This is a genomic window from Pseudomonadota bacterium (genome assembly GCA_016927275.1).
GTDB lineage: Bacteria > UBA10199 > UBA10199 > 2-02-FULL-44-16 > JAAZCA01 > JAFGMW01.
Genome location: JAFGMW010000037.1, coordinates 19,611 through 32,737 on the forward strand (window position 1 = coordinate 19,611; position 13,127 = coordinate 32,737).

Consider the following 13,127-nt stretch of genomic DNA (forward strand, 5'->3'; position numbering starts at 1 on the left):
AGCCGCGGTCGTCTTTCCGGCCGCGCACAGGGGGTGTGTGATGCAGGTTGTCGCGGCAGCGCTGGTCCTCTTTCTGACCGTCCTCTCCTCGCCGTCAGCGGGCAATGCGGAGGAGGCGAAGGCGGCCCTCTCACCGGCAGCGGCAGGCATAGAGCAGCTCGTACGCTCCCGCGGCGACGAGGCCGGGGAGCCGCTCGAGTTGAGGGCCCAGCTCGAGCGCTTCTACTCCGCGAGGTCGTTCGAGCCGGCGTTCGGCTCGGAGCGCGACTCCAGGGCGCTCATCGAGGCGATCAAGGGCGCGGGCGAGCACGGCCTCAGGCCCGAGCGGTACCACCTCAACTCCATAGAGCGGCTCGAAAGCGGGCCTGCGCGCGACGTCCTCATGACCGACGCATTCCTCACCCTGGCCTCGCACCTCGACGCAGGCATCGAGAACCCCTACTTCTCACGGGCCAACCAGCAGAGGCCGCAATCGGGGACCGACCTCGTGGCGGCGCTCGCCGCCGCCCTGGAGAGGCGCGACGTGAAGGGCGCCCTGGAGAGGCTCGCCCCTCAGACCGAAGAGTACCGCCGCCTCATGGCGGCGATGAAGAGGGCCGATGAGATGGCGGCCTCCGAGTCATGGCCCAGAGTCCCGGAGGGGGGCGCCCGGAAGATAGAGCCGGGCAAGCGCGATCCCCGCATACCCGCGATCCGCGCGAGGCTCGCAGCGGAGGGGTTCGTGCAGGGCCCGAGCCGGTCCGCGGAGAGGAACAGGTCGGAGATAAACGGACACATGGCCGCGAGCTCCGCCGCCCTGCCAGAGGACCTCTACGACGAGGAGCTGGTGCAGGCGGTCATGAGCTTCCAGGAGAAGTACGGCCTCGGAGTGGACGGGGTGATAGGGAGGGCCACGCTGGCCAACCTCAACTACGACCCCGCGTTCCGCGCCTGCCAGGTGAGGGTCAACCTCGACAGGCTCCGGGGCCTCAGGCACGTCATCGTCACCGACCGCTACGCCCTGGTCAACATCCCCGAGTTCTCGCTCACCATCTATGAGAACGGCGCCCCGATAAAGGAGATGAAGGTCATCGCCGGCATGGTCGACCGCAAGTCGCCGCTGATGTCGGACAACATCCGGTTCATCGTCTTCTCCCCGAAGTGGCACGTCCCGCGCTCCATCGCGGTCAAGGACAAGCTTCCCAAGATAAAGAAGGACCCCTCCTACATACGCAGGCAGGGGATGAAGGTCTACACCGTCGGCGAGACCGGGATCGAGGAGGTGGAGCCGGAGTCCATCGACTGGGAGGAGGTCGACGCCTCCAACTTCGCCTACCGGATCGTGCAGGACGCGCGCGACGACAACGCCCTCGGCAGGGTCAAGTTCATGTTCCCGAACCGCCACGACGTCTATCTGCACGACACGCCCACCAAGTCGCTGTTCAACTCCGGCACGCGCACGTTCAGCTCCGGCTGCATACGCATCTCCGACCCGATCTGGTTCGCCGAGTACCTCCTCAGGGATACCGGCGCCTGGGACCGGGGCCGCATCGACGGCGCCATGAAGCGCGCGAGCCCGCTCGTGGTGGATTTGCCCGAGAAGATGCCGATCCACATCCTCTACATCTCGGCGCGCGGCGACGAGAGGGGTGAGCCCGTGTTCAGGCACGACGTCTACGGGTTCGACCGCGCCCTCTCGAAGAGGCTGTGCGGTCAGTGACCGGACATCTTTCCCCCTTTGCCCCGTGTCATATAACAAGTGCTTGTTTCATGGGCCGCGAAGTGGTAAATAAGGGAAAAGTTTGACGTTAACGGCGTTCCGATGTGTGCGGGGGAGACCGATGGCACAAGCAAACCGCCGTGTCCTTGCCAGGTCGCTCAAAGATATAACCGATGTGAATCCGGACCAGCTCAGGGGGGACCGCCCCAGGCCGGTGCTCGTCTCCGCGCCCGCGGCGGAGCCGGTTCCGGAGGGCGACGACGGGCGCTCCGCCTGCCAGGTGATATGCGTGGCCAGCGGCAAGGGCGGCACCGGCAAGACCGTGGTCACCACCAACCTCGCCGTGTCGCTCGTCCAGCAGGGGCTCGACGTGCTGCTGTTCGACGCGGACCTGGGGCTGGCCAACGCCCACGTGCTGCTCGGGGTGAGCCCGCCCTACGACATCTCGCAGGTTGTCTCGGGCGAGCGCAGGCTCGACGAGGTGGTCGTGGAGTGCCACGCCGGGGTGAAGCTCATAAGCGGCGGCTCCGGGTTCTCGGACCTGGCCGAGCTCAAGGACTGGCAGGTGCGCAACATCGCCGACCAGCTCAAGGTCTACGAGGACCACGCCGACGTGATCCTCGTCGATCTCTCGGCCGGGATCAGCCCGCAGGTGATGCGCTTTCTGAACACCGCGCACGACGTGATCGTCGTGACCACCCCAGACGTCACCGCGCTGCTCGACGCCTACGCCACGGTCAAGTCCATGTCGAGGGGTAGGGCCGGCCTCGAGGTGAAGGTCGTCGTCAACCGCGCCAGGAACGAGGGGGAGGCGAGGGCGGCCTTCGAGAAGATGCAGAGCGTGGTCTCGAGGCACCTCGAGGGCGTGACCCTCAGCATGTTCGAGTGGATACCGTTCAACTGGTACGTGCAGAACTCGGTCAACATGCGCCAGCCGGTGGTGCTGCTCCACCCGAAGAGCTTCGTGACGAGGACCTTCAGCGACATGGCCTCGCGGCTCAAGGGCGAGAACGCCAGGTGGAAAGAGCGGGCGCGCTCGGAGCAGGCCGACAGGCACGAGGGGGGTGCGCTCTCCTTCGCCAGGAGGCTGGCGAGGATGGTCTTCAAATAGGCGGGGATGAAGCTGATAAACATAAAGGGGATGACCCCCAAACAGGAGAGATCGTACCGGCTCTGCGTCGCGGGGCAGCGGATCGCCTTCGACAGGGAGGAGGCGATCGAGGCGCTGCAGGGGCAGATCGCCTCGGTGGAGCCGGAGTCGAAGGTCCTCGGCAGGGGGCTGGCGGTGCCGGAGCTCGGGCGCATAGACCTCGTCGCGGTGGACGGCGAGGGCAGGCTCCTCGCCGCCTCGGTCTGCGACGAGCTCACGCCCGAGGACGTGGCCCTGGCCATCATGCGGTGCAAGTGGGCCACCGACAACATCGATATGCTCCAGCACATCTACTCCCGCCGCTTCAGGGCCGGCGACGCCAGGGCCTGGGTGCTGGCCCGCTCGATAGCGCCCTCGGCCGCGGCCATCACGGCCCGGATGGGGACGCCGCTTGAGATATTCACCATGGAGATGCTCGATCTGGCCGGCGATGCGTGGATGGTGCTCAGAAGGCATGCGGGCGGGGTCTCGGCCCCGGCCGCGCCGGCGGCGGAGCCGTGCGTCGCGGAGGAGGGGCCGGCCGCGGGAAGGGGCGTCGTGGGGATCAGGTCCGTGCTGACCCGCGAGGAGATCGACGACTTCTTCGCCCCGGCAGGGGACGGGGAGGAGATAACAAACAGCGGTTCCGTGTTCAGGGACCTCTAGGGGGAGGGCTCATGTTCGTCATATCCGTGGCAAATCAGAAGGGCGGTTCGGGAAAGACGACCACTGCCGTCAACCTCGCGGCATGCCTCGCGATGAAGGGGTGCCGCACGCTGCTGGTGGACCTGGACCCGCAGGCGCAGGCCTCGGCCTTTCTCCGGATCGAGGACCGCAGCCCGAAGGCCACGGTCTTCGACGGCATCCTGGAGACGCGGACGCAGGGCGTGAACGCCGACGACCTCTACGTCCCCATCACGCAGAGGCTCACGCTCATGCCCTCGGAGGGGATAACCGCCGACGACGAGGCCAGGCTCGTGGCTCAGCCCAACCGGGAGAACCGGCTCAACGATCTGCTCGCCGGCGCGAAGGGGAAATACGACTTCGTGGTCGTCGACTGCCCGCCCACGCTCGGGATGCTCACCCGCAACGCCCTCATGGCCTCGAACGCCGTGCTGCTCACGGTTGAGACGAGCTTCCTCGCGCTCCACGGCATGGGCCGCATGCTCAACCTCGTGCAGGAGGTTCGAAACCACAAGGCGCTCAGGGTCTACGCGTTGGCCACGATGTTCGACGGCCGCACCTCTTTCTCCCGCGAGGTCCTCGAGGACATGCGCGGCTTCTTCGAGGAGATGATGCTCGACACGGTGATCCGCCAGAACGTGCGCCTCAAGGAGGCAGCGAGCCACGGCGAGCCCATATTCACCTACTCGCGCAGCTCGCGCGGCGCCGAGGACTACAGGGCGATGACCGACGAGCTGCTCGGAAGGATCATCACCGACATAGAGGATTTCAAGAGCCTGGTGCCCGAGTACGGCCCCGACAACTCGGCCACTGACCACTGACCACAGATCACAGATCACTGATCACTGATCACTAACAGAGGAGGAGACAGGATATGGTTCTCGAGAGGGTGACATCCAAGTTCACGCGGAGGAAGATATCGAAGTGCGGCGAGGTGCCGCTCCGGCGCAACGACGCCGCTGCGCTGAGAAAGGACCTCGACGCATGGCTCACGGACAGGACCTGCTGGAACCACGAGGACTGGACGAACCTGCTGGGTGATCTGCGCCAGAAGGGCTACAGCGACCTGATAGACACGCCCAAGGGCCAGGAGCTCATCGGGCTGTACCTCGAGAACAACAAAAAGACCGCCAGCTGCTGATCAGTACTCCTCGGGATTCGTGCCCCAGACCTTCGAGGAGTACTCCGCCACAGTGCGATCGCTCGAGAAGCGGCCCATCCTCGCTGCGGTGAGGATGGCCCGCTTCGTCCATTCGCGCTTGTCGTTGAAGAGCTTTGCCGCCTCCCGCTGCTTCTCGGCGTAGGAGCCGAAGTCGGCGAGCACGAAGAAGCGGTCGCCCCCGCGCAGGAGCGAATCCACGATCGGCTGGAATATGCCCGGCTCGCGCCAGTTGAAGTGGTCCTCGGCGATCATCTGCACCGCCCTGCGCAGGCGCTCGTCCTTCTCGAGGCAGCTCATGGGGAAGTATCCCTGGCGCCTCTGCTGCTCTATCTCCTCCTCGGTGTAGCCGAAGACGAAGAGGTTCTCGCGGCCCACGGTCTCGGCGATCTCGATGTTCGCGCCGTCCATGGTCCCTATGGTCAGCGCGCCGTTGAGCGCGAGCTTCATGTTGCCGGTGCCGGAGGCCTCGGTGCCCGCGGTCGATATCTGCTCGGAGAGGTCGGCGGCCGGGATGATCCTCTCAGCCAGCGACACCGAGTAGTTCCTGAGGAAAACGACCTTGAGCACGTCCTTCGTCGCCGGGTCCAGGTTGATCGTGCCGGCCACCGAGTTTATGAGCTTTATGATGAGCTTGGCCATCCTGTAGCCCGGGGCCGCCTTGCCCGCGAAGATCACGGTCCTGGGCGTGAACTCCGCGTTCGGGTTGTCCTTGATCTCGTTGTAGAGCGCGATCGCGTGCAGGATGTTGAGCAGCTGCCTCTTGTACTCGTGTATCCTCTTTATCTGCACGTCGAACATGGAGTTCACGTCCACGTCGATCCCCATCGTGTCGCCTATGTACTGCGCCAGCGAGTTCTTGTTGGACCACTTCGCGCTCTGCCACGCCTCGGAGAACTCCTCGTCCGACGCGAAATCCTCCAGCCTCCTGAGCTCGTTGAGGTCCAGCGCCCAGCCGTCGCCGATGCGCGAATCTATCACCTCGGAGAGGATCGGGTTGGCCTTCTGCAGCCAGCGGCGCTGCGTGATTCCGTTTGTGATGTTGATGAACTTGTTGGGATAGAACTCGTTGAAGTCGGGGAAGATGCGCTCCTTCAGTATCCTCGTGTGCAGCTCCGCCACGCCGTTGACCGCGAAGCTGCCCACTATGGCCAGGTTGGCCATCCTCACCCTCTTCTCCGCGCCCTCCTCGATGATCGACATCCTGCGCAGCCTGTCCACGTCGCCCGGGTAGACCTTGCCCACCTCGTCCATGAACCGGCGATTGATCTCGTAGACGATGTCCATGTGCCTGGGGAGCAGCGACTGCATGATGGACACCGGCCATCTCTCGAGCGCCTCGGCCATGATGGTGTGGTTGGTGTACGCGAACGTGCGGCGCACGATGTCCCATGACAGCTCCCAGGGCATCCGCTCCTCGTCGAGCAGTATCCTCATGAGCTCCGCGATGGCTATCGACGGGTGCGTGTCGTTGAGCTGGATCGCGATCTTCTCGTGGAAGTCGGAGAGGTCCTTGTGCTGCCGCTTGTGGATCCTGATTATGTCCTGCAGCGTGGCCGAGACGAAGAAGTACTGCTGCTTGAGGCGGAGCACCTTGCCCGAGTAGTTGTCGTCGTTCGGGTAGAGGAACTTGGAGATCGCCTCCTGGCCGCTCTTGCGCCGCACCGCCTGCAGGTAGTCGCCGGTCTGGAAGAGGGTGAAGTCCACGTCCTGGGTGGACTTGGCCTGCCACAGCCGCAGGTTGTTCACCACGTTGTTGCCGTAGCCGGGCACCGGTATGTCGTACGCGACCGCCATCACGTCGTCGGTGTCGACCCAGGTGTGTATGGTCTCGCCGGAGCGGAGATGGGCCTTCTGGACGTTGCCGCCGAATCGTATCCTGTAGGTGAGCTCGGGGCGGATCACCTCCCACGGGTTGCGGTAGGTGAGCCAGTTGTCCGGCACCTCGACCTGATAGCCGTTCTCGATCTTCTGATCGAAGATGCCGTACTCGTAGCGCAGGCCGTAGGCGTATGCGGGCAGCCTCTGCGTGGCCATGGAGTCGAGGAAGCACGCGGCGAGCCTTCCCAGGCCGCCGTTGCCGAGCCCCATGTCGTGCTCGATCTCGCGGATCTCGTCGAGCTTGTAGCCCAGGTCGTCGAGTATCTGGGCGCACTCCTCGTAGTACCGCAGGTTGTTGAGCGCGTTGCCGAGCAGGCGGCCCATGAGGTACTCGAGCGAGAGGTAGTAGACGCGCTTGGCGTCGTGCTCGCGATATTGCCGCTGCGTGCGCAGCCAGCGGCGGATCAGCCTGTCGCGGATCGACATGGCCAGCGCGTTGTAGGCGTCCTCCTTGGTGACCGTGCTCTTGTCCTTGACCAGCGACAGCTCGATGTGCTCGGCGAACTGGTTGGCCAGCGAGTAGGTGTCCGCGGTCTTGTGGTCCGTGAAGAAGACTGTGTAGTCCGGTTTGCTCATGGCACGAAAGATTACAACATATGCGGGGCGCTGTCACCCCCCACGCTCACGCACCTCTGTCCATGCCGTAGATCGAGCCGTACTTCGACTCTACGTAATCCAGGAAGTGCCGCTGGTCGAGCGGCTCGCCCGTGGCCCTCTCGAGGAGCTCCGAGGTCCGGTAGCGCCTGCCGTGCCGGTGGATCCTTTCCCTCAGCCAGCCGAGGATCGGCTCGAGTCTCCCGCGGGCGATCATCGCCTCGGCGCGCGGGATGTCTCGGCGCATCCGCGCCCAGAGCTGGGCCGCTGCGAGGTTGCCGATGAGGTAGGTGGGGAAGTATCCGATGAGCCCGTCGGACCAGTGCGTGTCCTGCAGCACCCCCTGCGCGTCGTCTCCGGGCGTTATGCCGAGCAGGCTCGCCATTCCCTCGTTCCAGAGCCCCGGCAGATCGTCCACCCCGATCTCGCCCGCGATGAGGTCCTTCTCGAGACCGTAACGCAGGACTATGTGGAGGTTGTAGGTGACCTCGTCCGACTCCACGCGGATCGGCGTCGACTTCACCCGGCACAGCGCCCTGTAAAACTCCTCGGGAGATGCCTTCGCCATCTGCCTCGGGAACCGTTTGCGCAGCATCGGGACGATGAGCCTCGCGAACGGGAGGCTGCGTCCGACCACGTTCTCCCAGAACCGCGACTGCGACTCGTGGATGCCCAGCGACACCGCCTCGGCCAGCGGCGTGCCGAGATGCTTGGCCGGCAGCCCCTGCTCGTAGAGGGCGTGCCCCGATTCGTGGATCACGCCGTAGAGCGCCGCCGGGAGCCACCGCTCGTCGTATCGCGTGGTTATGCGAACGTCGGTGGGCGCGATCCCGCAGCAGAACGGGTGCACCGAGCGGTCCATGCGCGAGGCCTCGGCGTCCACCCCCAGCATCTCCATGACGTCGCGGCAGAGCGCCTCCTGCTCCCTCTCGGGGTAGCCCCTCTTGAGTATCGAGTTGTCCGGATGGTTTTTCGACGCCAGGAGCCGCTTCGCGATCGGCGCGAGCCCCTCCGCGAGCCCCCGGACGATCGGGTCGAGCTTCTCCACCGTCATGCCCGGTTCGTACTGGTCGAGCAGCGCGTCGTATGGGTGGCCCTTGTATCCCACGCACTCCGCCTCGCGCCTTATGAGGGCGACCACCTTCCTGAGCCACGGCGAGAACGCCTTGAAGTCGCGCGCCCTGCGGGCCTTGATCCAGGCCTGGTGGGCGAGCGTGGTCACGCGCGCCAGCTCCTGCACCAGCTCCCTGGGCACCTTGGCCGCCCGGGTGTGGTCGCGCAGCCACTCCCGCACGCAGACCCGCCGGTCCGGGCTGAGGCGCCCTGGCCTCCTCGCGAGCCCCTTGAGCAGCCTGCCGATCCTCTTGTCCACGATCTTGTCGTGGATCACCCCTGCGAGGGCTGCCGACTGCTCCGCCCGGGAGCCGGCCGCCTTCGGCGGCATCATGGTCTCCTGGTCCCAGCCGAGGAGCCCGGCTGCCGAGCCGATCGCGGAGGCCTCCTTCATGTGCCGCTCTATCTCGAGGTAATCCCTGTTCATCTCTTTGATCCCCCCGCCTTGGTTTCCCCCCGCCATTCCCGAGTCACGAGTTACGAGTCACGAGTCACGGCCTTGCCTTTATGATGTGTATCTCCACCCTGCGGTTCTTCGCCCTGTTCGCGGGGCTGTCGTTGGGCAGAAGCGGCTTCGTCCTCCCGTAGCCCACGGTCCTCATGCGGCCGGCGTCGATCCCGTTTTTGAGCAGGTAGTCGTAGACCGCCCGCGCCCGCCGCTCGGAGAGCTGCTGGTTGTAGAGGTCCGAGCCCACGATGTCGCAGTGGCCCTCGATCGACAGATCGAGCGATCTGTTCTGTTTTGCGAGCTTTATGTCCTCGTCCAGCACCCTCTTGCCCTCGGGCTTGAGCGCTGCCCTGTCGAAGTCGAAGTGCACCGACCCGAGGGTCGTGACCTTCACGGTCTTGCCGCAGTCCTTGCATCGGGCCGCGCAGCCGGCGGCAGCTATCGCCGCCAGGGCGGCCAGCACCAATGCGCTGCACATGAGTCTCTTTGACATGACGATATCCTCCTCTTTGCCCCTTGCTAGAGCCTCGCGACCCCCAAATCAAGGGCAAAAATCCCTGAATTGCCTTGATTTCGGGGTTTCCCTGGTGCATCTCGCTTCAGAGCGGAGGTCGCAATGAAGAGAGAGTTGCTGTGCTTTGCCGCCCTCGCGGCCCTTCTGGCCGGCCAGGCGCAGGCATCCGCGGAGGGTGACATGACAATCAAGCGACAGCTGGCGAAGTTCGCGCCCGTGAAGATCGAGGTGGAGGGGGGTCTCCTCGATGCGAGACAGAAAAAGCTTGTGGCCGAGCTGGTGAAGGCGGCGCGATTCATGGACGAGATCTTCCTGCGCCAGGTCTACTCGGGCAACGCGAAGCTCCGCGAGCGCCTCGAGGCGCGGGCCGCGAGGAGCCCCGAGATCTACGAGTACTTCCTCGTCAACTACGGCCCCTTCGACAGGTTGGACCACGACCGTCCGTTCGTGGCCGGGGTGGGAGTCAAGCCCGCGGGCGCGAACTACTATCCCGAGGACATGACGAAGAGGGAGTTCGCCTCCTGGATCAAAAAGCGCCCCGCGGACCGCGAGCCGTTCGAGAGCAACTTCACCGCCGTCAGGCGCAGCGGACAGTCGCTCGTCGCGGTGCCCTACTCCGAGGAGTACCGGGAGTTTTTGGTCCCCGCGGCCGCGAGCCTCCGAAAGGCGTCGAGGCTCGCCTCCAATGCCTCGCTGAAGAGGTATCTCGCCGGCCGGGCCGACGCGTTCTTCTCCAACGACTACTTCCCGAGCGACGTGGACTGGGTGCGCATGAAGGGCCACGACATCGAGGTGGCCATCGGCCCCTACGAGGTCTACGAGGACCGCCTCTTCGGATACAAGGCCGCCTTCGAGGCGTTCGTCACCCGCGTGGACCCGAAGGAGAGCAGGCGGCTGGCGAAGGTCGTCCGCTACCTCGACGAGCTGGAGGCGAACCTCCCCATAGAGGACCGCCACAAGGGCAGGGGCCGCAGCCTCTCCTCGCCGATCGTCGTGGCGCAGCTCATCTACTCCGCGGGCGACACCAGGGCGGGCGTGCAGACGCTGGCATTCAACCTCCCGAACGACGAGCGCGTGCGCAGGCAGGAGGGCTCGAAGAAGGTGATGCTCAAGAACGTGCAGAGGGCCAAGTACGAAAAGATCCTGCTCCCGATAGCCGGGCGCGTGATGAGCGGCCGGGACGCGGCGGGCGTGGACTTCGAGGCGTTCTTCGCGCACACCCTCCTGCACGAGGTCTCGCACGGCATCGGCCCCGGCGAGATAGAGATCGCCGGGGAGAAGACCACTGTCAACAAGGCGCTCTCCGACCTCTACTCGCTGATCGAGGAGTGCAAGGCGGACACGCTAGGCCTCTACAACGCGATCTACCTCGCTGCAAAGGGGCTCTACCCCGAGGGGTTCATCGACTCGGTCTGGCCCACCTATCTCGCGGGGATCTTCCGCTCCGTGCGCTTCGGGATAGGCGAGGCCCACGGTGGCGCGAACGCCATGCAGTTCAACTACCTCGTGTCGAAGGGGGCGATACGGCACGACAGAAGGAGCGGTCTCTTCTCCATCGACCGCTCGAAGATCGAATCCGCGGTCCGGGACCTCGCCTCGGAGCTCCTCGTCATCGAGGCCACCGGCGATTACGCGGCAGCGAAGAAGTTCGTGGACAGGCACCGGCGCATGCCCGCCGAAATGAGGGCTGCGATAGCCCGGCTGTCCGACGTGCCGGTCGACATCCGTCCCCGCTACGCCTTCGACTGACCTCCCCGACTACCGGTTCCCGGATCCCGAGTCCCGTTATTAATGCATTGCGTCTTGATAAATCTCGGCCCCTTTCATATCTAAGCCGAAATCCGGGGGGTCCCGGGCATAGGAGAACGGCAGGATGACGGTCCCGCGGGTTTCCATATCCGACAGCGGCTGTTCCATAGCGGAGGGCGATCTCAAGGCGATCCGCAGGGACGCCTCCAGGGCCATCGCCCGAGGGATCGCGCTGGGCTTCGGCGAGTTCCCGATCGACAGGGCCTCTTACGGCAGGGGCGCGCTCGGTCTCTTTAAAGAGAGGCATCTGTGCTCGGTCATCACCGCCGACTCCGGCGCGACATCCGCAAACCACAACGCGCTCAGGAAGAGATACAGGGCAGAAGCCCTCACCGAGGCCGAGGCGCAAAGGAGGGGAGTCGTGGCGCGGCAGATCCCCGTGAGGCGGTCGTGCCCGCCCGACTTCGACTGGTGCGAGTCCATGGCGTACAACGACGTGACCGACTGCCGCGAGGTCCTCGAGGAGATAGACGGCTTCGGCATGCCCACCGTGCTGTATGCGGTGGACGGCGACGCCGCCGAGGCGCAGGGCTACGTCAACGACCTTTCGACCGCGCCCCTCTACACAAAGTACTCGAACGCGGGACCGAGGGCGTGCGCCTCGGGCCGCGACGAAGCGGGCCGCCGCTACACTGAATCGTACCACTCGCTGGCCGTGCTCTTCACGAGCGTGCGCTTCGCAATGCGCATATTCTCCGGCCGTGGGTGGACCGCATGGACCTTGAGGCGCTCGTGCGACGGGCCGAACGGCAGGACCCTCGCCGCCGACGACCTCATGTTCAACTTCGGCATGCGCGTGTTCGTGCCCGTGGAGGTGGACGACGGGGGCGACGTCTCGCGGCGCGCTCTAGTCATGACCGCGTCGGCCGCGGCGGCGAACGGCGGCCTCGCCTCGCTCGTCCCGGGGCCGCTCCTGCGGAAGACAGGCTACGAGCGCTTCGTGGGCGCGGAATACGCGAAGAAAATCCTGCTCGATTCCTTCGCCAGGGGCTGGGAGATAGCGGACTAGCCGGCATTTTTTCGATCCCCCCACCGTTTTTATTCCCTTGAAATCACGCCCGATCCCTGCAAACCTCCCCGGAAAGTCATGATCAGTCACAATCTTACGGCAGCGAGGTGAGCGATGGCCATGAAGACCGATTTCAAGAAAGGATCCCGCACCTGGGCGCTCTGGAACGACATGATCGCCCTGGCAAAGGAGGAGGGGGTCCCGGCGAACAGGCTCGAGAGGGCGGTCGACGGCGGATTTCACACCGGTTTTTCCCTGATCAACCCCGAGATCACGAATAAGAAGGGCGTGATCGAGCGCTCCGAGGTCTTCCAGCACGCCTACGGGGACAAGAGGTACTACCCGCTGCTTGCCAGGCACCGCTTCCCCGTCCCGTTCGCCATGGACGACTTCGCGGGCGAGGGCGGCTTCGACGACGGGGTCAGGGCCGACATCGCTGCCGAGATCGAGCGGATGGGCAAGGCGATCGCCGCCGGGGAGGACGCACCCGCGCCGGGCAGCGACGCCCACAGGCGCGCGATGGCCCTGGGCCTTTGCGAGTATCTGCGCCCCATGTTCAGGCGCGCGAGGGACTGCAAGTTCGAGCGCGTGGACTGGGACGCGATCAAGGGGCGCTGCGGCATGTGCACCGAGCTCGGCTTCGCGTCCTTCTACGCATTCAGGGAGGCTGGCCTCGATCCCCGATTCCTCTTTGTCAACGATTTCGATCCAACGCTGGGCGCGCTGGGCGCGATGTTCTCGAACGAAGATAACGGCACCTTTCACATCCTCGTCGGCGTCCCCATGTCCGACGGCTCCATGTTGCAGATCGATCCGCAGGTCGCCGGCTTCGAGGTCCGCTACGCACATGCTAAGGAGGGGCCCGCCTGGTTCGGCGCCCTGGCCTACCTGAGCAACTACGGCAATTCGGATGTGAGCGAAAAGAGGCGGAAGGAGGCCGTCGACGCCGCCGCGGAGATGGCCCCCCGCGAGTGGATATTCGACGAGATGCGCCTGCGGGCTATGGTGCGGGACATCAGCTCGGCCGATTTGAAGGCCGAGCTCGATGCGATGCGCAGGCGAAATCCGAAAAGCCCCGAGATCGACGC

The 13,127-nt window shown here is 65.1% G+C and carries 11 protein-coding genes; 8 read left to right on the forward strand and 3 right to left on the reverse strand.

What is annotated here, in order from left to right:
- Positions 1-40 precede the first annotated feature (40 nt).
- The 5 genes from JXA24_02585 to JXA24_02605 all read left to right on the forward strand — a co-directional run bounded on the left by JXA24_02585 (position 41) and on the right by JXA24_02605 (position 4,653).
- Positions 41-1,699 carry a L,D-transpeptidase family protein gene (locus JXA24_02585; GenBank protein ID MBN1282645.1) on the forward strand — a complete coding sequence of 553 codons (1,659 nt, stop codon included), beginning with the start codon at positions 41-43 and terminating at the stop codon, positions 1,697-1,699.
- A 121-nt stretch (positions 1,700-1,820) separates the two neighbouring features.
- Positions 1,821-2,810, forward strand: a complete 990-nt coding sequence (locus tag JXA24_02590; GenBank protein MBN1282646.1) for a P-loop NTPase — start codon at positions 1,821-1,823, stop codon at positions 2,808-2,810.
- Between the two features lie 6 nt (positions 2,811-2,816).
- Complete coding sequence (locus JXA24_02595; protein MBN1282647.1) at positions 2,817-3,494, forward strand: hypothetical protein; 678 nt, start codon at positions 2,817-2,819, stop codon at positions 3,492-3,494.
- A gap of 11 nt (positions 3,495-3,505) precedes the next feature.
- A complete protein-coding gene (locus tag JXA24_02600) occupies positions 3,506-4,333 on the forward strand; it encodes a ParA family protein (GenBank protein ID MBN1282648.1) in 828 nt (275 codons plus the stop codon).
- A 53-nt stretch (positions 4,334-4,386) separates the two neighbouring features.
- Complete coding sequence (locus JXA24_02605; GenBank protein MBN1282649.1) at positions 4,387-4,653, forward strand: hypothetical protein; 267 nt, start codon at positions 4,387-4,389, stop codon at positions 4,651-4,653.
- On the opposite strand, the gene JXA24_02610 is transcribed toward JXA24_02605, so the two are convergent.
- From JXA24_02610 to JXA24_02620, 3 genes are all read right to left on the reverse strand, one after another.
- The gene (locus tag JXA24_02610; GenBank protein MBN1282650.1) at positions 4,654-7,128 is read right to left on the reverse strand and encodes a glycogen/starch/alpha-glucan phosphorylase; all 2,475 of its coding nucleotides are present in this window, start codon (positions 7,126-7,128) and stop codon (positions 4,654-4,656) included. It abuts the gene before it with no gap.
- Positions 7,129-7,174: 46 nt separating this feature from the next.
- Complete coding sequence (locus JXA24_02615) at positions 7,175-8,686, reverse strand: carboxypeptidase M32 (GenBank protein ID MBN1282651.1); 1,512 nt, start codon at positions 8,684-8,686, stop codon at positions 7,175-7,177.
- Positions 8,687-8,750: 64 nt separating this feature from the next.
- Positions 8,751-9,200, reverse strand: a complete 450-nt coding sequence (locus JXA24_02620) for an OmpA family protein (protein MBN1282652.1) — start codon at positions 9,198-9,200, stop codon at positions 8,751-8,753.
- Positions 9,201-9,323: 123 nt separating this feature from the next.
- Here JXA24_02620 and JXA24_02625 point away from each other — a divergent pair, with 123 nt between their 5' ends.
- The 3 genes from JXA24_02625 to JXA24_02635 all read left to right on the forward strand — a co-directional run.
- Complete coding sequence (locus tag JXA24_02625; GenBank protein ID MBN1282653.1) at positions 9,324-10,970, forward strand: peptidase; 1,647 nt, start codon at positions 9,324-9,326, stop codon at positions 10,968-10,970.
- 124 nt (positions 10,971-11,094) lie between these two features.
- Positions 11,095-12,039 (forward strand): hypothetical protein, encoded by a 945-nt coding sequence (locus JXA24_02630; protein ID MBN1282654.1) that lies wholly within the window; start codon positions 11,095-11,097, stop codon positions 12,037-12,039.
- 114 nt (positions 12,040-12,153) lie between these two features.
- On the forward strand, positions 12,154-13,127 hold a 974-nt coding region (locus JXA24_02635; GenBank protein MBN1282655.1), incomplete at its 3' end, for a hypothetical protein.